Below are 25465 nucleotides of genomic sequence, written 5' to 3'. Positions count from 1 at the left end.
CACGTCTCCCCTTTGTTTTTCAATATCGGGCTTTGCCCGTTATGTGAAGAGGCCTCTTTGGCCTTCGGCACATTAACCCTTAACTGCGCCAACAGTAATACCTTTAATGAAGTAACGTTGTACGAATGGATAGAACAGAATGACCGGACCTGTTGCGACAACCGCTGTAGCCATCTTCATGGATTCAAGCGGCACATCCCTCAGTTCAACGTTAGATGCCGCGGCAGAGTTCCGAATGAAGTCTGCGCTTGTAATAACGTTATATAAGAACAGCTGCAATGGACGATATTCCATATTAGGCGAGAGGAACAGCATCGAGTTATACCATTCATTCCAGTAACCCAGCGCGATGAACAAACCAATCGTTGCGAGTGCCGGCGTTGTCATCGGAAGAATCAGGCGAATGAATATCGTGAAGTCTCCAGCACCGTCAATCTTCGCGGATTCGGTGATCGCATGCGGGATCGAGCGGACGAAGCTCTTCATCATGATGATCAGGAACGGGCTGAGAAGACCTGGCAGCAGGACTGCCATATAACTATCCTTCAAGCTTAAATATTGAGTAACAAGCAGGTAGAAAGGAACAAGACCGCCAGAGAACAACGTTGTGAAGTAGATGAAGAACGAGATGCTGTTCCGGTAGCCGAAGTCCGGGCGCTGCAGCGCATAACCGGTCATCGCTACAAGGAATAAGCCAAGCGCTGTGCCAACTACCGTGATGCCAATCGTGACGATATAAGAACCAACCATCATATCCGGATTCTCGAATACGATCTTGTAAGCAAACGTTGTGAATTCCTTCGGCCAGAAGTTAAAGCCGAACTTCTTGATTGCCGACTCCGTCGTGAGCGATGTGCCCAAGATAAGAAGGAACGGCAGCAAACAGCTAAGCGCAAAGATGGAAATCACAATATAGCCAAACCATCTGACTATGACCTCGCTCGCATCAGTCCGAATGCTTCTGGATTCTGCAATATTTTCTTCCATGACAGCACCCCCTAGAATAACGAGTTTTCTGGCGACGCCTTCTTAACGAGCCAGTTGGCCGTTATGACGATTACGAAGCCGAATACCGATTGATATAAGCTTACTGCACTACCGATAGAGAAGTTGAAGTTCGTCATAAGCGAACGGAATACATAGGTTTCGATAATATCCGTCGACGCATATAGGGCAGTATTGTTTGCTCCAACCAAGTTGTAGAACAAACCGAAGTTCCCTTTCATGATCCCGCCAAGCGAGAAGAGCAGCAAGATAATGAACGTTGGTTTAAGCCATGGAATAACGATGTGTATAATCCGTTGGAAAGCGTTTGCACCATCGATTTCGGAAGCTTCAATGATCTCGCTATCAAGACCCATAATGGCAGCGAAGTATACGATAGAGCCATAACCCGTTGTCTGCCATAGGTAGGTTATTACGATAATGAAAGGCCATACGTGAGTATTGGAGTAAACCTTAACTGGATCCATGCCGATAGATGCTAGCACATGGTTCAGCAAGCCGTAATCATAGCTGAGAATGTTGTACGCGATCAGACCGATCAGTACGGCCGAGATGAAGTGCGGCAGAAACATCAGCGTTTGCGCGACCTTCTTGAACCATTTGCGGCGCAGCTCGTTAAGCAGGATCGCGACGAATATTTGCAATAAGTTACCCAGTACGATAAACGCCAGGTTATAAGCTACCGTATTGAAGGTCAGCCGCCACAGATCTCCGTTCATAACGAGGAATCGGAAGTTATCGAAGGCTACAAACGGGCTCTTGAATATTCCGTCCGCGTAATTGTACTGAATGAACGCCAGATACACGCCCGGCATTGGCAGATAAGCAAAGATAATGAAGAAGGCAATTGCTGGCAAACACATTAGAAGCAATGTCTTGTTGTTCCAAAAACGTCTCAGTCTTCCGGAGCTTTCCCTGCGAGTCTTGCTCTGGATCGCTGGTTGTATAACTTTTTCCATTTGATTACCTCCTTAAAAGAATCGGCACACGCCTTTTGTGGCGATTCTTACTTCGTAAGCATAAACCTATGAATGGTCACATGCCTTTTTGTGACCATTCATACTTCGTAAGCATAAACCTATGAATGGTCACATGCCTTTTTGTGACCATTCATACTTCGTAAGCGTAAACCTAAGATTTTTAAACCGGTTGAAGCCTTATAGCCTCCAGCCTGCAGGCTCCAGCTTGATCAACTGCCTCCAAAAGGATGGCAACCTCGCCTTCCTTCTTCTCGAACCATGCGCCAGGCAAGTAAACGGACTCTTGGCTTCCGCCGGTAATGACCGGCCTGCCCTCTTCACTAGGCGTCCAGATCCGTCCAACAAGCCGACCTTCGAGAAACACCGTCAGCTTAAGGCCTGATCCCGAGACGAATGCGCGCCAACCCTTGCCGTTATCCGAATTCTGAATCGTGCTGTACAGCCATGCCGTCTGACCCGGCTCCAGCTGCACCGGCAATTCCGCAATCTGTGACTGAGAGCGTGCCGCATCCGCATGGGCTAACAGCTCAGGCTCCTCTGCTCCGCTGATGATCCAATCTGCCGCCTTCACTCCCTCGTACATCACAGCTCTTCTTCCGGCAGGAAGTCCAATTACTCTCTCCAGGAAGATGGCAAGCTCAGCCTGCTGTCCAGCTCTAAGGCAGGAGGATAAATCCAGATAAGGATCAAACGGATAAACATCGCCTGCAGGATTGCCGTCTACAAAAACCTTCGCCATGGACTGCATGCCTTCGAAGTAAATCGTCCAGCTGTCTGCCTGATCCCCCGGAGTAAAGCTCTTCCGGTAATATTCGAAGGCCGGATGATCCGGCGATAACCAGCCGCCCAGATTCACAACCGGCCATAACTTCCGGTCAACCTCAGATGTAAGCTCCTGACGAATCGTACGATCCGCCGCCCGGTACACGCTCCAGTTACGGCTCAGTTCATGCTGCTTGGTCACAAGCGTCATTCCTGTAAGCCCTTTCAAAGAATGAAGCTTCAGTCCTGGCAATCTGGAATCATCGAAGTTGGAATGTCCCCAGATTTCCGTGCGGGCAACCAGCTTACCTGATTGCAGCCCTTCCTTCAACGGAAGATAACTGCTGCTTCCGCCCGGTACGGTAGTTCCTGCATAATGGCCGTCCACATAAAGCGATATTACATCGCTGCCATTCTTGATAAGTACCCCTTCCGCTTGAGCTGAATCATGAGGAGGAACCGTCGCTTCATACCAGGCATATCCGCGATAAATATCGCATTGCTCCAGGTATGCTGCCTGCTCTCTTGACTGCCGCGCACCCGGTGAGCTCATCGGCACCGCTCCATCCAAGGAGCTTTTCTGCCAAATCTCTACTTCCAGCAGCTCTTCATGAGAAGCGCGAGCTTCCGCTGAACCAAAGCTACCTGTTCCTACTTCATCCATTTCATCCATATAAAGCGCTTTTATTTTATTGTGGATTACAATCGTCAAAAGCGTCCCGTTATGGTAATTTACTCGGCATACTGCATCCGATGTCCCATCAAATTTAATCCTCAACATGCCATCCCGAAGCTCTGCCTCGCCGTTCTCCGTCTCAACAGCAGCAATGGCTTCGCTGTTAAGTTGAATTTGACCGGCACTTTCCGTATGGAACGCAAGAGCGGTTTTGCTTCCGGCTTGCTTCGCGAAGTACAGCTCTGCTGTGGATTGCTCCAAGGTTCCTTCCAATCCCCAACCCGTTAATGGAATCCGGTGAGGCAGAGCAAGCGAGCAACCTCCCCGCAAAATGAAGGATGGCGAGCCGGCTATTGCTATCTCCTTATCCTCATCGTCCAGATTTGTCAGGAATAGCAGTTGTCCGCCATCCTTCAATTCCAGTACATAAGGACCGGCAACGTTATTCCATTGGCCGGTACGGCTAAGACTATTGTCTGCTGCTCCGACTGCTTTCGCTTCGGCAAGTCTACTGCCGTATGCTTCGGTCAGCCTGCCGAGCATCCGCCCCTCATACGCTTCCGGCCGAATGTGGCCTTCAGGCGAAATCATTCCTCCGAAGTCATAATCCGATGTCATGAAAGCAAGCGGCTTGCCCCAGTTATTCGTTGCATTCGTGAAGCCAAAGTCCGTGCCCGATACCTGGAGGTATGGTCCAAGAAGTTTGGCACCGCAGCCAAGCAAGCGGCGAAGCAGGTAATGCGCACGATTCGTCTCGGTCACTAGAAGCGGATAACCAAGCTCTTCCATGAGTCCGCCGTAATGAAGCACTTTTTGCTCAAACTCAGGATCACGGTTATCCGGGTAGAAGTTGCAGGTAGGAGCTACACCCTCGGCAATTCCTGCCGCCTGCAGCAATCCTCCTTGACCGGCACATGCGAACAGCGGAACCGAAATGCCATGGGCAAGCGTCAGATCTCTTAATGCGCCGATATATCCTTCCGGATCCTTGCAGTCGTAGAAATCCAGCTCATTGTCCAGCTGAACCGCGATAACCGTCCCGCCCTCTCCAGCCTGATAGGCTTTCAGCAGTGGTATAATGCGGTCGAACCAGCCGGCTACTCTTGAGAGAAACACCGGATCATTCTGGCGAATCTCAATGCCCTGAGCGAACAGATATGCAGGAAGCGCACCGCCGTCCCATTCGGAGCAGATGTAAGGTCCCGGTCTTGCAATCACCCATAATCCCGCTTCTCTGGCTGCAGATAGGAAGGCTTTGACATCACGCTCACCGGTGAAGTCCCACTCGCCTTCCCTTAATTCGTGATAGTTCCAAGGGAAGTAGACATCAATGCTGTTATAGCCGTAAGCCTTCAGCTGCTCCATCCGTTCTTTCCATAGGAGCCTCGGAATCCGGAAATAAAAGAGCGAAGCGCTTAAGAGAAGCTTTGGCTCTCCATGGATACGAACAGCATCAGCATCGAATTGAACAGCCGATATCGCTTGTGTATCTAAACTCATGAGATAAACCCCCCGATCTATCAGACATGTATCCCGTTTCATGAAACCCGTTTCATTTTTTGGTAAAAATAAAATACACATTCGATCCGAAACAACATTAACTGTCTAATTACGGTATTCTTACGTGCATTTCATGGGTTAAGTATGATGATAGCCGATAGCATTGAAACGGGTTTCATTTTTATTCGAACAGTGGATTGCTTTGACACCTTGATTCTAAATCAGAGTTGAAAGCGTTGTCAATTAGTTTTTTTGAAATATTTATCTAAAAATTCAATTTGGTCCCTTTGGCCTTGAAACATTAGGAGGAGCTGTCGACTCCCGGATGACTAATTCGGGTCTGAGCTTGGTCTTTTTGCTGACTTTGCTTTTGGTAATCATCTTATGCAGCTGCTCGGCCGCGTATTTCCCGATTTCGTAGCATTTGAGAGAAACCGTCGTTAATTCCGGGATGCTGTTGGACGCATAAGGAACATCATCAAAGCCAACCAGCGACAGATCCTGCGGCACCCGAAGACCGGCATTGTAAGCCGCCTTAAGAGCGCCAATCGCCACAAGATCGTTCGCGCAAAATAGTGCCGTCGGCCTCTCGGGCAGACTAAGCAAATAATTCATGAACAGCTTGCCCTTCTCAACCGTAAAGCCGCCGTCCAATACCCAGTCCTTGCGGACCTTCAGCCCGTTTTTCTCCATGGTCTTCACAAATCCCTGCACGCGCTGCAGCGTATTGGCCATGCTCTGGTAACCGCCGGCAAACGCGATATCCCGATGTCCCAGGTCGATCAAATGCTGCGTCGCAAGCTCGGCTCCCTCCCGTTCGTCCACGCAAACCGAATGGATATTTTGCCCGGGCAGATTCCCGTTAATGAGCAGGGTAGGCACGCGTTTGCTGATATCAACCACTTCGCTGACCATGGCTTCGCTTGGCCTCGCCAGATTAATCCGGCCGCCAATCATCACGATGCCGTCGACCTGCTTCTCCATCAGCAGGCCAAGATACTGCGATTCACGTTCATATTGCTCCTTGGAATCCCCGTTTGTCGACACGGTATCGCATAGAAAGAACGTATAGCCCTTATTCCTCGCCTCTTGCTCAAAGCCGGCCAGAACCGCTGGGAAGAAGGGATTCGTAATATCCGGCAAAATGATGCCGATCATCCCCGTTTCCTTCTTGGACAGGCTTCTAGCTAATGCATTAGGCTGAAACTGGTACTTGTTCATCAATTCCACGATGCGATCTCTCGTTGACTTTTTTACAGGGGCGGTATTGTTCAAAACACGCGATACCGTTGCAACCGATACATTCGCTTCTTTCGCAATATCATACACTGTAACCGGTTTCAAAAGTGCTCACTCCCCAATCCATTAGCTGATCACCAGTAGAATAGCAGATTTTTTCGAAAATAAAAACAATGATTTACAATTATTCGCATTTAGTATTAACGGCCTATATATTTAGCCTTGTTGATCATGACAAAAAACCTATCCCGCTCGGGATAGCCGAGTCACGATGAAAAGTGACCCGCTATCCTCGAGAATAAGGATAGGCTTCCGTTTTTTTTCAATCTATTTCCCTTCGGTTTTCTTCCACCAACGGTCAAAAACCGTCACCGGCTGTTCGCGTTTGTGAATCGTCCGGATATACCAATTTTCGATCTTTTGGCGGCTTTCCTCTCCGATTTCCTTGCCCTCCAGATAGTTGTCAATATCGTCGTAAGTCACGCCCAGCGCGACTTCGTCAGCGAGCTGCGGCTTATTCTCTTCGAGGTCCGCCGTAGGAGTTTTCAGGTACAGATGCTCCGGGCAGTCAAGCTCCTTCAGAATCTGTCTGCCTTGCCGTTTGTTCAGCCGGTATAAAGGTGTCAGATCCGCCGCGCCATCGCCAAACTTGGTATAAAAGCCCGTGATCGCCTCGGCCGCATGATCCGTGCCAATCACCAGCCCGTTCTCTTCGGCAGCGATCTCGAACTGCGCAACCATGCGCTCTCGTGCCTTCCGGTTGCCCTTCGTAAAGTCGCTTAATTTCTTTCCTGTCCGCGCTTCATATTCTGCAGCTCCGGCATCAACAGCCGCTTTAATATTAATCGTGATGAAGCCTTCCGCTCCGATAAAAGCTATCGCGTCCTGCGCATCCTGCTCATCCTTCTGATTGCCGTAAGGCAGCCGGACAGGGATGAAGCGATAGGTCTTTTCCCGCTCTTCATCGTTTAATTCGTTAACGGCCATCTGGCAGAGCTTGCCGGCAAGCGTCGAATCCTGGCCTCCCGAAATACCGAGCACAAGAGCGCTTTTTCGCGCGAAGGTCATATAATCCTTAATAAAATCAATCGTTCTCCGAATTTCCTCCTGCGCGTCAATCTGCGGCTTTACTCCCAATTTCTCAATAATCTGCTGCTGCAAGGTCATCACCATGCGCCTCCTTTAATCGATTGTCTTATTGTCGGTACAGCCCGTATTTCTTGATATAGTCATAGCAGGCATCCGGCAATAAATACCTCGGTTCCCCGCCACGGCTGAATTCATCCCGGATATAAGTGGAGCTGATCTCCATCGCAAGCCCTTTGCTCATCAGCTGGAATCTGCCGTCGTCATGATTGCGCAGCAGCGGCGAGCGGGAGATCGCTTCCGTCATATCAATTCCATTACGTGCCATTATGATGAACTTATTTTCCTCAATCAATTCCTTCTCATGCGACCATTTTCCTTCCGAAATATCGACCAGCAGATCCGCTCCCATAATGAAATACAGCTCATCCTCCGGGTATTGCTCGCGGAAATGCCTCATCGTATGAAACGTATACTGCATGCCGGCCAGCACCTGAAGCTCATACGGATCCATAATGAATTTCGGATTGTCCTGAATCGCAAGCTTTATCATGTTTATCCGATGCTCGTCGCTTGTGTTCGTTTTCTTGTCATGTCTCATGCTGGAGGAAGGCAGAAAGATGACTAAATCCAGATTTTTGCGATGCGCTACCGTGGATGCCGTCCACAAATGCACATTCGTAACCGGGTCAAACGAAGAGCCGTAAATGCCGATTTTCCGCGATTTCGTTGTCATGTCTGTTTGGCCACTCCTTCCGCTTTCTCCTTCATCGCATGGATGAGATTCATCTTGTTATCCCAGCAGCGCTGGCTTAAGTCTACCGGATAAGCCTCCGGGTTCTGATTCCGCTTGTATTCGTCCCAGAGCAGCTCCAGATTCGCCTTCGCAAAGGCCTGCACCTCATACAGGCGGGGCAACTCGTACACCAATTTTCCGTTTGCGAAAATATCCGCATGAAGCTCCCGCGCCTCGTAATTCGTTACGAATTTGCTGATGTAGGTGTACACCGGATGGAACATCTTGAGACGCCCTTCCTCCTGCGGCTTCTCCTCTTCCAGCGCAATATAATCGCCCTCCGAGCGATGATTCGCCAGATTAATGATCCGGTACAGCTTCTTCATCCCCGGCGTCGTGACCTTCTCGGGATTGCCCGAAATCTTAATGGTATCGACCATATTTCCTGTTTCGTCTTCTATCGCCACAATTTTATAGACTGCGCCTAAAGCCGGCTGATCATACGCCGTAATCAGCTTTGTGCCGATTCCCCATGCATCGATGACCGCTCCCTGCGCCTTCAGGTTCAGAATCGTGTATTCATCAAGATCATTCGAAGCGTAAATCCTTGTCTGCTTAAAGCCCGCTTTATCCAGCAGCTTCCGGACCTCCTTCGACAGATAAGCAAGATCGCCCGAGTCCAGCCGAACCCCTTCGAACAAGTCTTTAATGCCAAGCTCCTTCACCACTCGAATAGCGTTATGAATGCCCGATTTGAGCGTGTCGTACGTATCGATGAGGAAGACGCATTTGCGGTTCATCTGCTTTTGTCGTTTGGCATAACGCAGGAATGCTTCGTATTCATCCAGCATCGCCTGAACCATCGCATGGGCATGCGTACCCGATACCTTCGCGCCAAACCGTTTGCCGCAGCGCACGTTCGAGGTCGCGTCGCAGCCCCCGATAATCGCAGCCCGCGAGCCCCACAGCGCAGCGTCCATCTCCTGGGCACGACGCGTGCCGAACTCGAGCAGCGGCGCGTCCTCCCCAACAACATTGCGGATTCTCGAAGCCTTTGTCGCGATAAGCGTCTGGTAGTTCACGATGTTCAGCAGCGCCGTTTCGATTAACTGGGCTTCCGCCAGCGTGCCTTCTACCCGGAGAATCGCTTCATTGCCGAAGACAAGCTCACCTTCGCGCATGGCGGTAATTGTCCCGTTGAAGCGAAGCTTCCCAAGGTAGTCCAGGTAATCCTCTTCATAACCCAGCTCATCCTTCAAATACGCCAGATCCGATGCGGTAAACCCGAAGCCTTGCACATACTCAATTACCCGCTCCAAGCCCGCGAATATCGCATAGCCGTTCCCGAAAGGCAGCTTGCGGAAAAAGAGTTCGAATACCGCTCTCCGCTCGCTTATCCCTTCGGCCCAATAAGTCTCCACCATATTCACCTGATATAAGTCCGTATGCAGCGCAAGGCTGTCATCCGCATAAATCTTCGTCATTTGCTCCATGCTGTCCATCTCCCCTAACCTCCGTATGCTTATATTGCAAGGCCCTCCGCCGTCACAAGCTGAATGCCGTATCGTTGAACGATCTCCTCCATGGCCGCATCCGTTAATGCTTCCGTTCCCGGAATTGGGCTCGAACAATCCTTAAGCAGAAGAATGCTTTCCGTAAACGCTCGATTATCCGCATGATGCTCCAAAATATGCTTCAGCGTATCGAGCACGCAATGCGAGAGTGCCTGACCCGCGATATAAATTTTGCTGTAATCCAGCAGGCTGTCCAGGAAAGCGCGGTTTGCGTCGCTGGCCACGCCATCCTCCCGGTAGAACGCGCCATACATTTCGCTAAGCGGATCCTGCCCTTTCTCCAAAATAACCGGCGTGCTTCTTCTCGATACGGTATGGAAGTAAACCAGATTCATAAACTGGCTTTCGAATTCTACGCCGTTTGTCCCTTCCAGGCAGTGATACGGCCAGATTCTGAGCTCCCTTTTTCCTCCCGACTTCAGCTCATGAAGATAGGCAAGGCTCCTCGCCGGCGAGAAGACCGGCGTCCATTCGCCATTCATCACGGACTCTACTGTAATGACCGTCTCCACGGGCACGGGATGCCGACCGTTCCGGTCGACCCACCAGCAAGGATGGAAAATTTGCAGCGGGGTATGGACGTCTTTGGTGAGCGCGACTTGTGTGATTTTATGCAAATTTTCGTACATAAATTTTCCAAGCCGGGCTGTATCCTGCACCGAACCGGGAACCCCCAAATCCCCTCCTTCGATGAAGCTGTTCTGCTGATCGATGACAAGAAGCAGAATACGCTCTTCGTCTGCTTCCGCGGGCGGAAGCTTCTCCTTCGCTGCTTCGGCCAGCACTTCGTTCATGGTAACGCTGCTTTTACCGCCAATCTCCAGCATGTGGAACAGATAATCAAACGGAGTATTTAGCCGTTCATTTTTCGCTGTCATAGATAAATCTCTCCTTATATTCCTTATTTCATGTTTTATGAAATATTTTTTATAAAAAGAACAGGTATTGTGACAATACCTTAGAAGTAGATGGACTCCAGAGGCTCTCCCTCTTTGAAACGGTACAAAATCGATGGCCGCTTGGAGTTTCTTGATGTCGTTTTGGTTTCCCCGTCCGTCTTCACCACTTCGATGAAAGGAAGCCTCTCGGCACGGTTGCGGAACGTGGAATATTTGGCCACCTTCGGGCTGTCCGTTACGGTCAGCAGCACGCTTTGCAGCTCGCTTAATGTAAATTCCTGCGGCAGGAAGTTCCGTGCGACGGTCGAAAGCAGCATATGTCTGCGGATAATCTCATACGCATCGGCGATTACTTGGCGATGATCAAAGGCAAGCTCCAGCTCCTTGATTTCATCAATGGTAAAGAGCTCCACATCCTCGGCATCATCCGCGGCTTTGCGCTTGCCGAGATAATCCTCCGGCACAATGGCGTAGTGGGCATTCGATATAATCCATCCCCGCTTATCCCGGCCCAGCTTATCATAGACGCCGTAATGCTGGATATGAATGCCCTCTACCCCGGTCTCCTCGGAAAGCTCTCGCTTCGCCGCTTCGTAGGCTATCTCCTCGGGATCAATAAAGCCGCCCGGCAGCGCCCATTTGCCGCCTTCGATATTCGGATTCCCTTGCCCATCCAGCCGCGACCGGCGGATCAGCATCAGCTTTAACGTCCGCTTCGGCGGTTTGTTTGGCGCGATTGGCTCGCTGATGATCGTAAATACGGCAATATCGCTTGTATAGCCATCCGGCGTCCGGTATTTCTTCGGATCGTAATGGGCGAGAACTTCTTCTTCGGAATTGTAGCGGGCCATTCGAGTCACCTCAATAATATTTCATATTTCATGTTTTATTACTTATAGACCCATATTAACATGCTCCCGCATCGGTAACAAGCGTTTTTTGTAAAAAATCCGCCTAATTCTGCTGTGGCTGCTGCGGTTGTTGTTGCGGCGGCTGTTGCGTCTTCTGCTGTTTTTTCTTGATCGCAAGCAGGAGAATCAGAAAAACGATCGGCAGCGCAAGGAAAAAGGTGATGTCAAACCACGGATAATATTCAATTAGAATTACATTGTAAACCACGATGTTTGGCGTGCCAACAACCGTGCCAACCAGCAAAATCATGCCAAGGGGAATGGTCAGCATCTTGCTCTCTTTCAATTGAAACACCTGCGCCAGCCCTGTCGTAATGGTGAAGAAATGAAGCAGGGTTTTATAGAACACGGTAATAACCCACAGGAAGGCCATTACGGCTTCAATCCGCTCGAAAAAATGGCCAATCATAATTTTCTGGGCAAGCACAAAGGTCGGGTAATATTTCGTCTCCATCAAGCTTGGCCCAAGCACAAGAACACTGAGTAGAACCACCAGGAACAAGACCATGCCTCCTACTGTAAAGCCCGTCAGAATCGGCTTCGTCAGCTTGCCTTTACCCGTAACGTACGGTACTAGCATGAGCAGCACGGCCATCTCAACGAAGCCTGTACAGTAGGCAGGATATGCCCCCGAGATAATCGAGAAAAACCCTTTGGCCATTATCGGCTGAACATTGGGCCAATCCACCTGCGGCAGAAGAAAGACAACAAGCATGACAAACAGTCCCATAAAGACGGGGAACAGCAGCTCTCCCATTCTCGCATAAGATTCAATGCCATACCGGTAAGCAATAATAATGACCGCTGCAAAAAATATAATGATCGCCGTAACCGGAGTCTCGGGCATCAACTGCGTCGTCATAAATTGGATCATCTCGCTGAGCAAGGTCAAACAACACATAAACGAAGCAAACAGAAAAAGAAGAAAAAAGAAGCCGCCAAACCATACTCCCAGCCTTTGGCGGATGGCTTCATATAAGCTTACTCGCTGAAGCTTATTGGCAATGGCTGCGAATAATCCGCCCGTTATAAGTCCCCCAATAAAGGCAAGCAGCATGGAGAGCCAGGCATCCTGTTTGGAGGAAACCGCTGTAATCGTCGGCATAACGAGAATGGAGTCTCCAACCGTTCCAATCATAATGAGGATGCAAAACTGTCTGACCGATATTTTACTATTCTTATATATAGACATACCTGACCTCCCCCTTTCCCTCTACATGGTGCTTGTCCCCCCTGTCCATGCATACATCCATTTGATGAACATAAAAGGATTAGGGAGCTTGACTTGAAGCATCAAAGCACTATACAATGCACTTCCTGCCAAGAGAAGGACAAGGAAAATAACTAGCTCGCGGAATTGCTTCTGTCGGATTAGCGCAGGCGCTTCCAGCCAAAAAGTAGCTGCCGCCAAAGCCAGAACAGCAAATACGGATGCCATCTTTTGCCGCTCTCCTCTCCTTATTTAATCGTGCTATTCATGGTTGTACCGGTATCCCGGATAAAGATTTGGATCTTGTAATTCACCTTGATCTTCGGAAAGTATTCATCGCGCCATTTATCCTTGACCTGGTTCCAAAAGGCTGGATGATCCTTCTCCATCTGAGTACCAAAGCCAAATATATCCGACTTCATCTCCTTGGCCCGTGAAACGGCATCTTCAACATTGGTTTGAACGCTTTGCTTCGTCTTAGCCTCTAATTCCTTGATCGTCTCCGGTTTGGATAAGTCAACGTCCGTACACGACCTCTCGACAATGTTTGCTTCCGTTCGGATGGCTACCTCGACCTCCGGCTTACCGTTAACAACCTTTGTTTTGATTTTGGAATTGGATGAGGTCACTTCTACTCCTAAATATCGCTGTTCCCCGCATGGTATAGCGATCGTAGTACTATCCAGATTATTCGTAATATCGGTATAGCCCCTGCTCTCCCTTTCATTCAGCCAGCCAATGAGCTTATCGCCCTTGAATGCCGCAATACCCGAATAGCGGAATCGGCTCGGCGGCAAAAATTTCTCTACATTTTGCTTGGTTTCTCCTATTTCCGGGCTGCCAATGACCCGTATACCGGTCAAAGCCAGCTCGCTTCCTTGCGAAGAGAGGTTGGTTAAGGCCTCATCCAGCGTCACGGCAATGGTTGGCGCCCAGTTCTTCTCGGAGGTCTGCAGCGACTGCTGCATGCTGTAGCTCGGCAGCTTCTCCACCGGTGTATACAGCTTTAGAACGTTCTCCGCTTTGGTTCCTTTTGCGATGATAATATTAAAGTCCATTCGCGTTTCGTTATCGCGGGCGGAAACGTCTATTAACTCGTTGATGCCTCTTCTTGCCGCTTCCTCGCCGATAACGTAAATTTGCAAATGTCCAAGATACACCTTGCGCGGTGCCTCGGTGGTAACCGATCTGGCCGCCTCAAACAACGTTCTTCCTCTTCCCTGAAAAAGAGTGCTCGGCGGACGGTCTCCTCTTTTCTGCTGATTGGAGATCTCGCTTGGGTTTACAACCTGGTAAGAGACAAGGTAATGTCCATCCTCCCAATCAATCCCCATCCCGAGAACAATCAGAAGCTCGTTTAATTCCCGTCTGCTCCAGCAGCCCGTCAGCAAGAGAAGGCACAACATTGAAACAGCAAATTTGTAGAGCATGTTAATGCCTCCTTAATTTTTGCGGATTCTGCTTGAGTCGGCTTCAAGCGAGGTATCCGGCCGTTTGAACGCAAGCCATCTTGGCAGACGGAATAAGGCGTCCTGCATGTTTGTTTTGACAAATGGCGAGAGCGGAGACATAAACGGTTCGCCAAAGGAACGCAGAGCACACAGATGGAGCATAAGCACAAAGAAGCCCATAATGATCCCAAACAGGCCAAAGCTTGCCGCAACCCCCATGAAGCCAAAGCGAAGAATACGCACCGGGATCGACATGCTGTAGGCTGGAAGCGTAAACGTCGAAATCGCGGTAATGGATACCACAATAACCATCGCCGCGGAGACAATTCCCGCTTCTACCGCTGCCTGACCAATTACAAGGGTACCTACTACGGACACCGCCTGACCGATCGCTCGCGGCATGCGCAAGCCGGCTTCCCGCAAAATCTCGAAGGTAATCTCCATAATCATCGCCTCGAAAAAAGCCGGAAACGGTACTCCCTCCCGCTGCGCGGCCAAAGAGATCAGCAGGGATGCCGGCAGCATATCCCGGTGAAAGGTCGTAATCGCAATATAAAGAGACGGGAAAAACAGCGAGATAAAGACGCTTACGAATCTCAGAGCGCGCAATAAACTCGCATAGAAGTAACGCTGGTAATAGTCCTCCGGCGACTGGAAAAAGGTAACGAGCTGGGTTGGAGCAATAAGGACGTTAGGCGTACCTTCGACCAGAATGGCCACCCTCCCTTCCAGCAGCTGTCCGGCCACATTATCCGGCAGCTCGGTATTAAATACCGTAGGGAAAAGCGACCATTTGCCATCCTCAATCAATTCCTCAATATATCCGCTGTCGAGGATACCGTCGATCTGGATTTTACTCAGGCGGTCTCGTACCATTTGCAGGACAGCTGGCTTTGCCAGCCCCTTAATGTACATAATGGTCACGTCCGTTTTGGTGAGATCGCCTAGGGTGACCGTTTCAAGCCAGAGCCGGGGGTCTTTGATTTTCCGCCGGATCAGCGACGTATTGGTGCGAAGCGTTTCGGTAAAGCTTTCCCGCGGCCCCCTTACGGATGTCTGGTTCGTCGATTCCGTAACGTCCCGGCCCTTCCATTCCCGGATATCCGCGCTGTAAGCATGCTTTTGCCCGCGAATCAATATAATCGCTTCGCCCGAGAGCAGATTTTTATAGAGGGAGCCCAGCTCGGACACGGTTCGGACGGGCCCCATTCCGTTTAACAGCTTTTTGGCTAGCGCCCCTGCATCAAGCGTAGACGTATCCTCCCTAAATTGAGGCAAGGAATAGTCCAGCACATCAAATATGTATTGATTAATAGCCGTCGCGTTACATAATCCATCGATATAGACAACCGCCGCTGCCGCCTCGCGAATCCCGGTGTTATGGATTTGCCTCATGATCAGGTCATCGCTGCCGCCCATATCGCGCTTCAGGCGCAATAAATTATTTTCAACCAAAGGATCTATAGGAACGTTGGCGTACTCGGGCAGCATTTGATTGTCATTGGTGCCAGAACGTTTTTGCCGATGCATAAGCGAGCCTTCCTCCCGGATAAATGTCTATCCTTCCCATTATGACCATCCGGTGAGGGTCGTTAAACTTCGGGCTTAGATATCCGTTAGAAGGTGCGGAGCTAACAAAAAAGACAGCCTAATGGCTGCCTGCTTAAAAATAACTCGCGCGGATCTCTTTCTTCCGCTGACGCTCGAGCGCCTTTAACAGGGTATATCTTTGCATCCCTGCCGACCGGGCGAAGGCCAGGTCGCCATGCTAGTCATATTAAGGAAAAATAAAAAGCCCTGATGATCAGAAGATCATCAAGGCTTATTGGTCGCAAATTATTTTCTCTCCATTATCGCGAAATAATTGTCTTCATAATCGGCGAAGTTAAACACCCGGCCGAACGGCAGCTCAACAAGCTCTCCCACGGTAACGCCTTTATTCTTGAATTCGCTGTAGAGCTCATCCAGCTTATCCGAGAAGAACATGAGCGATGGAGTTCCGAGATTGACCATTGGAGACATCTTGGCAACTACTTCTTTATTATGGAGAATAATCGAGGTTTGAGCACCAACAGGAGCAAGCTCAATCCATTTCTCGCCCATGGCTTCTTCCTCAGCCACCACTTTAAATCCCGCTTTCTCGGTCCAAAACTCTTTGGCTTTCTCCTGATCATTCACGTACAGCATAACTTGTCCAAGTTGATTAATCATAAATTCCAACACTCCTTGTATTAGAGTAATTGCCAGCTATATATTACCATAACTACCTATTCAACCGTAAGCTGACATGTTGGCTGCCTACAATTGCAGACCATTCTTCAGTTCAGCCTCCATGGCTGACTGCCTTGGATCACGGGGATGAATCGCCGGATCCTCCAACCGGCGCAGCTCTATGCCGTACGAACCTTGGCCTGTTGGAATCGGCATGCGAAGCGCCCATTGCAATGCCTCTTCTTCCGTATTGACGTCAATTAAGGTAAATCCCGCTATCAGTCCCTGCTCAATTGGAAAAGGACCCGGCCAAACCTCCGGTGCAGCGCCGCCGGATAAATAAGCTACTCTCATTCCCGACGAGCTTGGGCTCAGCTCCTCCGCGGCAAGCAGCGCGCCTGCCTTAGCCAGCGACTTCCGGTAGGCGGTTACAGCTTCCTTATAATCCTCGCCGGTCTGTACGCCAGCCTCCGTAAAGCCGGTAGCCTTCACCATTAACAAATAACGCATTATGTCCGCCCTCCTTCCCCCTTGCATGCTGCGGCCCGCTTGAGCAGCAGCTGCTGCTCCTTCTCATTGCGGGTCATGGCAGCCGCGCGTTCAAACTCCGTGCAGGCTTCTTCGAGCCGCCCCAGCTTCTCCAGCAGATCGCCTCGAACGCTAGGCAGCAGATGGTACCCCTGCAGCAAGGGCTCGGCTTGCAGGGCGTCAACCAATTGCAGCCCGTATGCCGGGCCAAAAGCCATACCGATGGCAACCGCGCGGTTCAGCTCCACAATAGGAGAAGGGGTTTTCCTCAACAGCGCTTCATATAGGGCCGCAATGCGGATCCAGTCCGTATCTGCCGGAGTACGCGCCACCGCATGACAGGCGGCAATAGAAGCCTGCAGCGCATACGGACCAAGCGTCCTTCCCTTCCTTTGCGCCTGCTCCAGGGCAGCAAGCCCGCGGCGAATCAGGAGCTGATCCCATTTCGCCCGGTTTTGCTCCATCAGAAGAACGGGCTCCCCTTGTGCGTTAACGCGGGTTTTAAGCCTTGAGGATTGAATCTCCATCAGAGCTGTCAGACCATGAACCTCCGACTCGCCAGGGGCAATGGCAGCAAGGACGCGACCCAGCCTGAGCGCCTCCTGGCAGAGCAGCGGCCGGGTCCAATCCTGTCCGGAGGTGGCCGAATACCCCTCGTTAAACATGAGATAAATGACCTCCAGAACAGCGGATAACCGCTCCTCAAGCTCTTTTCCCGCCGGAACTTCAAAGGGAACCTTCTCCGTATTTAACGTACGCTTAGCCCGGACAATCCGCTGGGCGATCGTCGACTCCGCAAGGAGAAAAGAACGCGCTATCTCATCGGTGGTCAGGCCGCATAACAAACGCAGCGTAAGCGCAACTCTTGCATCCTGCGACAACACCGGATGACACGTCATAAAGATCAGGCGCAGCAGATCATCCTCAATCTCCCCGTCTAATGCACGATCAACATCGTCCTCGGTATATAAATCTATTTCCCGGGCTATCTCGACGTATTTCTGATCCCGCAGCTTGTTGCGTCTTAGCAGATCGATAGCCCGGCGCTTCGCCGTGGTCATCAGCCAGGCACCCGGTTTGTCCGGAATGCCCGCGTTTGGCCAACGGTCAAGCGCGATGACGAGCGCATCCTGCGCGATATCCTCAGCCAGCCCGACATCCCGGACGATCCGGATTAACCCTGCAATCAGCTTCGGAGACTCCATTCGCCATATCGTATCGATGGTACGATGCGTTTGGGAGACGCTCACGCCTTTTTGGACTCCTGGGCCTGCTTGCGAAGCGCTTCCTCCTTGGCTCGCGACTCCGGGTTCTCCATCAGCTCTTCCAACTCGAACACCTGGCGAAGCTCAATCTCGCCTTGCCCAAAGCCATGCGGATCCGGCATCCGAAGCGCCCATTCTAGAGCTTCTTCCCTCGACTTCACTTCGATCAGCGTATAACCCGCTATCATTTCCTTCGCTTCCGTAAAAGGACCGTCAACCACCTTTGGCTTGCCGCCCGGCTCCGGATACGAAATCCGAACCGCGTTCGCGCTGGAATGCAGACCGTCCGCCGCGAGCAGAACCCCGGCTTTAGCAAGCTCCTCGTTGTATTTCTGCATGGCGTCAATCAGCTCTTGACTAGGCAGGACTCCTGCCTCCGAATCCGTTGTTGCTTTCACGACCATCATGAATCTCATCGAAATAACCTCCTAATAGGTGTTTGTCTTTAACTCTTCTCCAGCAATCTTCCGTCACCTGCCAAAAAACTAACTTGCGAAGAAAGAAGAAAGCTCCCGCGCGACCATGGTGGCATGAAGCTTTTTCGTATGCCCAAGTCCCTTCTTGCTGATCAGCTGCGCGTTCGGCAGGACCTCGGCTGTCTGCTGAGCGGCATGGCGCAGAGATGCAGGGCTTTCCGTCCCCTCGAGCACCAGCGTTGGAACGGTGACATGGTTCCACTTGTTCCGGGGCAACGCTTGACCGCCGACATAACCTTTGAGCAAAGCCGCATCATAAGGAAGCGTGTGCGCAACGGCCATCAGCCTGCTCCATACGCCGGGCATGATTCGCATCATCGGGATAATGAAGGAAGGCGCTCCCATGCCTTTGGTCATAAAATATTTAATGGCATCCGCGCGCCGGTCATCGGCAATCAGCTTGCCGACATATTCGGTAAAATCGCTTGGCGGCTTCGGATCCTCCGCCTTCACGATAAACGGCGGCTCATGCAGCGCCAATCTTGTAATATTGGAGCCGCTCGCCGCAGCCTCCAGAGCCAGCACCGCGCCGGAGGACAACCCCCAGACATAAGCGGAACCGCCGGCTGCTTCAATCATTGCGTTCAAGTCCTCGATCTCCCGTTCGATTGCATAAGATGCGGCGTCACCGCTCTCTCCCCGGCCTCGGCGGTCATAATTGTAGACGGTGTACCTGGTGGACAGCATATCCGCAAGCTCCAACTGACCCGGGAACTTCCGGTAGCTGAATGCTCCCGCTACCAATACGAGCGCCGGACCATGCCCTGTTTTGTCATAAGCAATCTTGGTGCCGTCCTTAGAAATAACTATGTTCATTGCCATCTCTCCTAACCGTGGTTTTTGAGCTTCTTACTATAACGACGAACGCCCGGCATCGAAATCGACATCCGTAATAAAAAAAATGAAAAGTTTTTTTGGCAGGGTAAATAAAGCAATTAAACGAATGAATCTTATTACCAGGAATTTAAATTTAGCGAGGTGAACTTAGATGAATGGACTGACCATACGAATAGGCGGCGAAGCAGACGTGGAGCTGCTCGCGAAGCTGAACAAGCAGCTGATTGAGGATGAGCGTCACGATAATGCCATGACCGCGATAGAGCTGAAGGAGAGAATGTGGCATTTTATTCGGACAGATTATAAAGCCTATTTGTTTGAGCAGGGGGGTGAGATAATCGGTTATGCTCTGGTTGACCATAACCGGCAGCCCCTTTATGTAAGGCAGTTCTTTATTTGCCGGGATCAGAGGAGAAAGGGCTATGGGAGATTGGCATTTGAACGGCTGGCCAGCCTGCTGCGTACAGACCAGCTTGATATCGAAGTGATGCATTGGAATGAGTCCGCTAATGCGTTCTGGAAATCGCTTGGTTTTCGGGAGAGAAGCATCTGTATGAGACTGGAGCGTTAGCTCCTAGAAAGAATCGCTCCCGCAGATCGCCTTGTTCCAATCGCCTAATTGCGGGATCGCTAAACGCTGCTCATTGGTGATCCCCGCGCAGATTTGACCGGATTTAAGGCCTTCTCCAAGCGAGAAAACGGCATCCACCGTAACGGCCGGACCATCCGCCTGAAACGTAAGCTTCGCATGGCCGCCGCACACGCAGCCATCGTCAAACACGGCTTTTATCCGGCTGTACTCGACTAACCGCAAAGGCTGAAGAGCTTGCAGGCTTTCCCGCCTAAGCGGCTCCCCGAACAGACTAACCGCGTCATCATACCGCTCTAGCTGAACGGCTTTAAGAAAATGCGCGGTATTCCTCTCCGCCTGGAGCTTCTGCCATTGAACCTTCCCATAGTAGCCGAGCAGAAGCGCTGCCCAGGCCAGCACAATGAACAGTCCCATGCATGCGCCTATTCTGCCCATGATCTTCGCCATAAGTCACCGATCCTTTACCGACTAGTATATAGTCCTAGACTTGCCGGATTAGAGATCGTTCAACCTTGGCTTAATGCGCGATATCCGCAAGCTTGCCTTGGGAAGCGGCAGCCAGGTCGGGACCGCTCAGGAAAATCTGCAAGCCGCGGCGGCCGGCACTGATGCTGACCAGTTCCGTTGACATCACGGTTTCGTGCAGATAAAAAGGGTAATTCTTCTTCATCCCAAGCGGCGAGACCCCTCCCCTAATATATCCGGTCAGGCCTTGAATCTCCTTGACCGCTACCATCTCGACTTTCTTATTGCCGCTTGCTTGCGCCAGGCTTTTCAGATTAAGCTCTTTATCCCCCGGGATGCAAGCTGCAATAACCCCGGACTTATCCCCCCTGAGCACAAGCGTCTTATAGAGCTGGTCCGCCGGTAATCCGACCTTGGCAGCAACGGTATCCGCGTCAAGCTGATCCTCGTCCCACTCGTATTCGTGAAGCGTGTATTGGATATGAAGAGAATCCAGCTTGCGGCAGGCGTTTGTTTTGCCAGACATATAAAAAACCTCATTCCTGAATGTAGTCCTAAATTGACTATACCAAGGAATTGAGGCGGAGACCATTTCTCGGGCACAAATAGAAAGCGGACACCTCAAAAGATGTGTCCGCTCTACTCTGTCTTGCTAGCTTACCGGCGTTGCCGCCGTACCGCCTAATCCCGTTGGGGACGTGCTGGATTTCGACAGGTAGATTTTATCCACCTTTGCGCCGTCTTCTCTTACTTTAATGTACAGCGTATGCGTACCGTTTGCGATCGAGATGGAGCCGCTTGTTTTTTTCCAAGCCCAAGTGTTGTTCGATGTCGTTGTAACCTGTGAGCCGGATGCGCCGTCAATTGCTACTGTAAAGCTGTCCGAGCTGCTGTCAACACCGCTGCTCAGCAAATGAACGTAGAAGGAGCCGCCGTTGGTTACGTTAATCGTGTAAGCGACGTAGTTCGTATCGCTGTTGCCGGAGCCGTTTGCCGTCTCCATCTCATAACCGTTCGAGCATGCCGAGCAGGCTGCGTTTACGAAGGCACCATTTTTCGTCGTATAACTCTCCGCTTCCATATAAGCGCCCGTGCTGCCGTTTACGTTATACGTACCGCCAACGGTTCCGCCGCTGCCCGCAGCTAACGTCGTTACGCTGACCGCGCTGCTCGCTGCCGAAACATTACCCGCCGCGTCCTTCGCCTTCACCGTGTAAGAATAGCTTGTTGAAGCCGTAAGTCCCGTGTCGCTGTAAGAGGTACCCGTCGGCGAGCCTGCCAATACGCCGTTACGGTAAACATTATAGCCGGTGACACCTGCATTATCCGTGGAAGCCGTCCAGCTTACATTCACCTGGCTGCTGGATACGGCCGTTGCCGCCGCATTGGTTGGCACCGACGGAGCCGTTGTGTCCGGTACGGCCGGGGCCGGGGCATAACGTTGGATAATTTGGCTTGTCCGGAGCAGATCCTGCGGGATCAGCCAGCCTTTGCCGTTAAGCTCGTTAATAAGCGCCGTCCGCGTCGAGCTTGCTTCGCTGTAGCTGTCCGTCTTGAAGGAGGCTTCCACCCAATACTCGTAACCCGTCTTCGCTTCATTAATGACCGTCCATACTTCAATGTCCAGGTCGAGATCATCGAAGGTTCCTTCATAACGCTTGAAATCAACCGGACCGTACACAACCGCGTTGTTCAGCTGAGCTGTGCCCCAGCCGGAGCTTGTCCAGTTCGCAAACTTGCTTGGCTCATTGGCAACGGACACCGTACGGGATGTCGCTTCATTTGGCATTTTGAGGCCGCTGCCGCTTGATCCGGAGATCGATACTTCCTTCTCGTAATCGATGCTGAGCGTTTGCTTGGAATAGCCCCAATCGACTTGGAAATCGAAGCCAGAGGACGAATCCAATCCTTCGCCTGCCGCCTGATTCAACGCCGCGTTAATATCGCCGTTTGCAACGTCATAGCGCTTCTTATACTGAATCTCATGCTTGCTCTCATCGTCGCGCTTGCGGATCCGCTCGCTCCAGCCTCGGCCCTGCATGCTTTGCGATGCCGTATCCATGTACTGGACTTTGTAAGATTTGTAGGAGCTGCCTGTGTCAAATTCGCTTCTGACGGCACTAACCAGATTGTGGCTCGAGTCCAGTACCAAGGCCGGATCCAGGTTCAGCTTAACCTCATAGTTAGGCGTGCCTACTGCCGCAAAGGCCGGCTGCGAATGGAGGAACGGAGTGGCCAACAGTGCTGCTGCCATTGTCCCGACCCAAGCTGTTTTCACCATGCGTTTCATTGGTGACGCGTACATGAATTCACTCTCCCAATAGGTAAAATGTGGTACATACCCTATTTTATTGACAAATGATTAAGCGAATGTTCGGCGCAGTTGAAGGTTTGATGTGAAAGCTATCATGCCATCTTAATTCCTCAAGAGGATATCAATGGAATAAATCAGGGGATTATTGGAAAAATAAACATGCTGCGTCCAATATGGCTTATCGGGGTTGATCTTATTCCTGCTTTTGTCCCTTATCTGGTCCTTACTATCGTTAGCTTTGCGTTTATCGCACTCTCCTCCGTTAAAGCGAGAAGCTTGAAGCTTATCCCCTTCTACATAGCTGTTGCCGGGGCTGTTTATATGCTGGAATTGATCATTTTCATTATTTTGCACAGCTACGATTACATGCCCGGCATACTCAAGGATCCCTTCTATGACAGCGCCATGGGGGCTATTGTATCCAATGGCTTTATCGTTCCGTCTGCGTGCACGCTGATTGCGGTATACGGCGTTCGCTTCCGGCGGATTCTGCTTATTGCGGCGGGCTTTATGGGGATTGAACAAACCTTTATCTCTTTGGGAATTTTCGAGCATCATTGGTGGAAAATCATCTATACGGGGATAGGTCTAACCTTCTTATTTGCCACAGGAAAATGGTTCTGGAGAAAGCTATGCCAGTCGGATCAGCCTTATCTGTTCCGTTTGATAGTGCTTTATATCATTAATGTGTCTCTGCAGGGGACCATCATGTCTTCGTATCTGCTGCTGTTTCACCGGATCGGATTTCGGCCCGGCTGGTTTGAGGATCCCGCAAGAGACAACCTTGCATTCGCCACATTAATCGTTCATATAGATTCCGTTTTGTTTGCATGGTTAATTTCGATGCGGGGGAATTGGATCTGGAAAACGATAGTGATCGGTTCGCTTGCCTGCGGCTATTGGTGGCTTATGAGGCGGGATATTTTATATACATCGGGTATTGGACTGATACTCCTGTTAATCTTGCTTCAGGTTATAGTCCTTCAGCTGTTAAACGGCATCTACCGCATTGTACGAAGGGAGCGTTAGACCCTGCATGAATCCTTCACGCCGGCCTTTGGCCAAATTGAGCGTATTTGGTGTGACCTCGCTAAATATCCGCAGCCCTTACATGGTTCTCTGGTGGTCGGCAGCCTTCCCCGGCTTTGGGCATTTTTTGCTGAACCAATATTTGAGAGGGACCATTCTTACCTTGTCCGAGGTGATATTCAATACGCTAGGCCATATCAACATTGCCATCGTTTATTCTCTATGCGGTAAATTCGAGCAGGCCAAGGCGGTCCTTGATCCGCGTTGGGTTCTTGGGTATATCATTATCTATTTCATTGTCATGTGGGACAGCTATCGTTCCGCTGTCTATCAGAATAAGCTTTATCATATTGCCCGGCTTGAACGGGAGCCGCTACCGAGCATGAAGCTTTTTGCATCCGAGGTACAATACATCCAGCCCAAAAGTCCGTTAGTCGCAGCTGTGTTCTCGTTGTTCTTCCCCGGTTTAGGTCAGCTGTACAACCACCGGATTGGTCTGGCCTTCTATGCGATGTTCTGGTGGTGGCTGTATATATCGCTATCTCATGCTCACGAAGCGCTAATCCATATTCTAACGGGCCATATCGCCGAATCGGTCACGGTATTGAATCCGCATTGGCTGTTATTTATGCCTTCGGTCATCGGAGGAGCAGTCTATCACGCTTATATCAAAGCCAAGGAGCATAATCTTCTGTTCAACCTGGAGCAGCGCCAATATCTAAATAACCGGTATCGTTCCTCTTCCGTTCAACTCTTTGGCAGGTCAGGTGATAAGGCATGATTATCATTGGAACCTTTCCGCATTCCATTGAGCTTGAGTATGCGTTGACCAAGCTGGAGAGTATAGGAATCTCCAGAGAGCGGCTGTTGGTCGTTTGCATGGAACATGTACCCCGGGAATTTCAAACCGATCATCAAAAAAGAGAAAGCTCCCATTCCAAGGGAGTCGAGATTGGCATGGCCTGCGCGACAGCATTGTCCGTCATTGGCACGAGCCTGGGGTTTATATGGACCTGGGGTCCAATTATCTGCGGCATAATTGCAGCCTTTATCGGCTTCTGTCTGGGATTCGGGATTCATGCTGCTTTTTCAAAAAAAACCAGACAGCTTCCGAAGCCTAAAGCGGATGTCAGCGTCATCGTGCAATGCCATGCCGGTCAAGCGGGCGAGGTTCAACGGGTCATGTGGGCGAACAGCGCATTCACGGTTGGCCTCGCCCGCGTATCCGATGAATAGCTGCCCGCATCACAAGGGGGTGTCCCATAAGTCATGTAAATGACGATGGGACACCCCCTTTTTTTGTATTTGGGCTAAACAGCAGCCTGCGCATGAAATGTTCTTCCGATCGCCATTGCTCAGGGATTCCTTGAATTAATATTCAGAGGTAGGGAATCCCTTTACAAAAGCGAACGCTGGCGCTTCTCCAGAATCATTTCATGCTCCGTCTGCCCTTAACCTGTTCATGAAATGCTCAAACAAAAAGAAGCCGACCCTTGTTAGAATAGAAGTACCACCAACCATTCTAAGTAAAGAGAGGCTTCTTTATGTACAAAGAATATACCATGGATCAACTGTCCTTGCCAATGGACTTGCAAGAAGATATCCCCGAAAATCATCTCGTACGCGTCATCAACGATGCGGTCAATCGCTTAGATATGAAGCTCTTCACCAAAGCTTATCCCGGAGGTGGCCGGGACAGCTACCATCCGAAAATGCTCA

The 25465-nt window shown here is 50.7% G+C and carries 25 protein-coding genes and 1 pseudogene; 5 read left to right on the top strand and 21 right to left on the bottom strand.

The features are described from left to right. Window positions 1–72 precede the first annotated feature (72 nt). From M3194_RS25095 to M3194_RS25010, 18 genes are all read right to left on the bottom strand, one after another. Window positions 73–987 (bottom strand): carbohydrate ABC transporter permease, encoded by a 915-nt coding sequence (locus M3194_RS25095; RefSeq protein WP_251656837.1) that lies wholly within the window; start codon window positions 985–987, stop codon window positions 73–75. Between the two features lie 11 nt (window positions 988–998). Continuing rightward, on the bottom strand, window positions 999–1964 hold the full coding sequence (locus M3194_RS25090) for an ABC transporter permease (protein WP_251656836.1): 966 nt from the start codon (window positions 1962–1964) through the stop codon (window positions 999–1001). Window positions 1965–2145: 181 nt separating this feature from the next. After that, entirely contained in the window at window positions 2146–4923 is a 2778-nt protein-coding gene (locus M3194_RS25085) for a beta-galactosidase (protein ID WP_251656835.1), read from the bottom strand. A 273-nt stretch (window positions 4924–5196) separates the two neighbouring features. After that, entirely contained in the window at window positions 5197–6267 is a 1071-nt protein-coding gene (locus tag M3194_RS25080; protein WP_251656834.1) for a LacI family DNA-binding transcriptional regulator, read from the bottom strand. A 222-nt stretch (window positions 6268–6489) separates the two neighbouring features. Continuing rightward, entirely contained in the window at window positions 6490–7329 is an 840-nt protein-coding gene (gene nadE / locus M3194_RS25075; RefSeq protein ID WP_251656833.1) for an ammonia-dependent NAD(+) synthetase, read from the bottom strand. Between the two features lie 28 nt (window positions 7330–7357). Next, window positions 7358–7984, bottom strand: a complete 627-nt coding sequence (gene nadD / locus M3194_RS25070; protein WP_251656832.1) for a nicotinate-nucleotide adenylyltransferase — start codon at window positions 7982–7984, stop codon at window positions 7358–7360. Further along, window positions 7981–9468, bottom strand: a complete 1488-nt coding sequence (locus M3194_RS25065) for a nicotinate phosphoribosyltransferase (protein WP_251656994.1) — start codon at window positions 9466–9468, stop codon at window positions 7981–7983. The genes nadD and M3194_RS25065 overlap by 4 nt, the downstream gene beginning before the upstream one ends. Before the next feature lie 38 nt (window positions 9469–9506). Next, window positions 9507–10436 (bottom strand): cysteine hydrolase family protein, encoded by a 930-nt coding sequence (locus tag M3194_RS25060; protein ID WP_251656831.1) that lies wholly within the window; start codon window positions 10434–10436, stop codon window positions 9507–9509. 80 nt (window positions 10437–10516) lie between these two features. Further along, window positions 10517–11308, bottom strand: a complete 792-nt coding sequence (locus M3194_RS25055; protein ID WP_251656830.1) for an NUDIX hydrolase — start codon at window positions 11306–11308, stop codon at window positions 10517–10519. Between the two features lie 103 nt (window positions 11309–11411). Further along, complete coding sequence (locus tag M3194_RS25050) at window positions 11412–12560, bottom strand: GerAB/ArcD/ProY family transporter (RefSeq protein WP_251656829.1); 1149 nt, start codon at window positions 12558–12560, stop codon at window positions 11412–11414. Window positions 12561–12581: 21 nt separating this feature from the next. After that, window positions 12582–12806, bottom strand: coding sequence for a hypothetical protein (locus M3194_RS25045; protein ID WP_251656828.1), 225 nt, complete (start codon window positions 12804–12806; stop codon window positions 12582–12584). A gap of 20 nt (window positions 12807–12826) precedes the next feature. Beyond that, entirely contained in the window at window positions 12827–14008 is a 1182-nt protein-coding gene (locus tag M3194_RS25040; RefSeq protein ID WP_251656827.1) for a Ger(x)C family spore germination protein, read from the bottom strand. Window positions 14009–14020: 12 nt separating this feature from the next. Then, entirely contained in the window at window positions 14021–15559 is a 1539-nt protein-coding gene (locus M3194_RS25035) for a spore germination protein (RefSeq protein ID WP_251656826.1), read from the bottom strand. Window positions 15560–15865: 306 nt separating this feature from the next. Then, window positions 15866–16240 carry a VOC family protein gene (locus M3194_RS25030; protein WP_251656825.1) on the bottom strand — a complete coding sequence of 125 codons (375 nt, stop codon included), beginning with the start codon at window positions 16238–16240 and terminating at the stop codon, window positions 15866–15868. Window positions 16241–16327: 87 nt separating this feature from the next. Then, on the bottom strand, window positions 16328–16750 hold the full coding sequence (locus M3194_RS25025; RefSeq protein WP_251656824.1) for a YciI family protein: 423 nt from the start codon (window positions 16748–16750) through the stop codon (window positions 16328–16330). Continuing rightward, window positions 16750–18018: an RNA polymerase sigma factor gene (locus tag M3194_RS25020; RefSeq protein WP_251656823.1), complete on the bottom strand. Its 1269-nt coding sequence runs from the start codon at window positions 18016–18018 to the stop codon at window positions 16750–16752. Before M3194_RS25020 ends, M3194_RS25025 begins: the two co-directional genes overlap by 1 nt. Continuing rightward, the gene (locus M3194_RS25015; protein ID WP_251656822.1) at window positions 18015–18449 is read right to left on the bottom strand and encodes a YciI family protein; all 435 of its coding nucleotides are present in this window, start codon (window positions 18447–18449) and stop codon (window positions 18015–18017) included. Before M3194_RS25015 ends, M3194_RS25020 begins: the two co-directional genes overlap by 4 nt. A 69-nt stretch (window positions 18450–18518) precedes the next feature. Beyond that, a complete protein-coding gene (locus M3194_RS25010; RefSeq protein WP_251656821.1) occupies window positions 18519–19325 on the bottom strand; it encodes an alpha/beta fold hydrolase in 807 nt (268 codons plus the stop codon). A 172-nt stretch (window positions 19326–19497) separates the two neighbouring features. Here M3194_RS25010 and M3194_RS25005 point away from each other — a divergent pair, with 172 nt between their 5' ends. Next, window positions 19498–19917, top strand: a complete 420-nt coding sequence (locus M3194_RS25005; protein ID WP_251656820.1) for a GNAT family N-acetyltransferase — start codon at window positions 19498–19500, stop codon at window positions 19915–19917. A gap of 3 nt (window positions 19918–19920) precedes the next feature. Here the strand turns inward: M3194_RS25005 and M3194_RS25000 are convergent, their stop codons facing one another. From M3194_RS25000 to M3194_RS24990, 3 genes are all read right to left on the bottom strand, one after another. Then, window positions 19921–20385 (bottom strand): hypothetical protein, encoded by a 465-nt coding sequence (locus M3194_RS25000; protein WP_251656819.1) that lies wholly within the window; start codon window positions 20383–20385, stop codon window positions 19921–19923. 70 nt (window positions 20386–20455) lie between these two features. Then, entirely contained in the window at window positions 20456–20929 is a 474-nt protein-coding gene (gene ybaK, locus M3194_RS24995) for a Cys-tRNA(Pro) deacylase (RefSeq protein ID WP_251656818.1), read from the bottom strand. Between the two features lie 126 nt (window positions 20930–21055). Continuing rightward, the gene (locus tag M3194_RS24990; RefSeq protein ID WP_251656817.1) at window positions 21056–22708 is read right to left on the bottom strand and encodes a fibronectin type III domain-containing protein; all 1653 of its coding nucleotides are present in this window, start codon (window positions 22706–22708) and stop codon (window positions 21056–21058) included. Window positions 22709–22876: 168 nt separating this feature from the next. Here M3194_RS24990 and M3194_RS24985 point away from each other — a divergent pair, with 168 nt between their 5' ends. From M3194_RS24985 to M3194_RS31845, 4 genes and pseudogenes are all read left to right on the top strand, one after another. After that, window positions 22877–23746: a hypothetical protein gene (locus M3194_RS24985; RefSeq protein WP_251656816.1), complete on the top strand. Its 870-nt coding sequence runs from the start codon at window positions 22877–22879 to the stop codon at window positions 23744–23746. Window positions 23747–23753: 7 nt separating this feature from the next. Continuing rightward, a complete protein-coding gene (locus tag M3194_RS24980; RefSeq protein ID WP_251656815.1) occupies window positions 23754–24527 on the top strand; it encodes a hypothetical protein in 774 nt (257 codons plus the stop codon). Beyond that, the gene (locus M3194_RS24975) at window positions 24524–24982 is read left to right on the top strand and encodes a hypothetical protein (RefSeq protein WP_251656814.1); all 459 of its coding nucleotides are present in this window, start codon (window positions 24524–24526) and stop codon (window positions 24980–24982) included. Before M3194_RS24980 ends, M3194_RS24975 begins: the two co-directional genes overlap by 4 nt. A 308-nt stretch (window positions 24983–25290) precedes the next feature. Further along, a pseudogene (locus tag M3194_RS31845) lies at window positions 25291–25465 on the top strand (IS1182 family transposase); the annotation flags it as partial.

The organism is Paenibacillus glycanilyticus (assembly GCF_023715145.1).
Taxonomy (GTDB): domain Bacteria; phylum Bacillota; class Bacilli; order Paenibacillales; family Paenibacillaceae; genus Pristimantibacillus; species Pristimantibacillus glycanilyticus_A.
The sequence above is the reverse complement of the archived record's forward strand: the minus strand, read 5'-3'. Positions and strand labels throughout refer to the sequence as shown.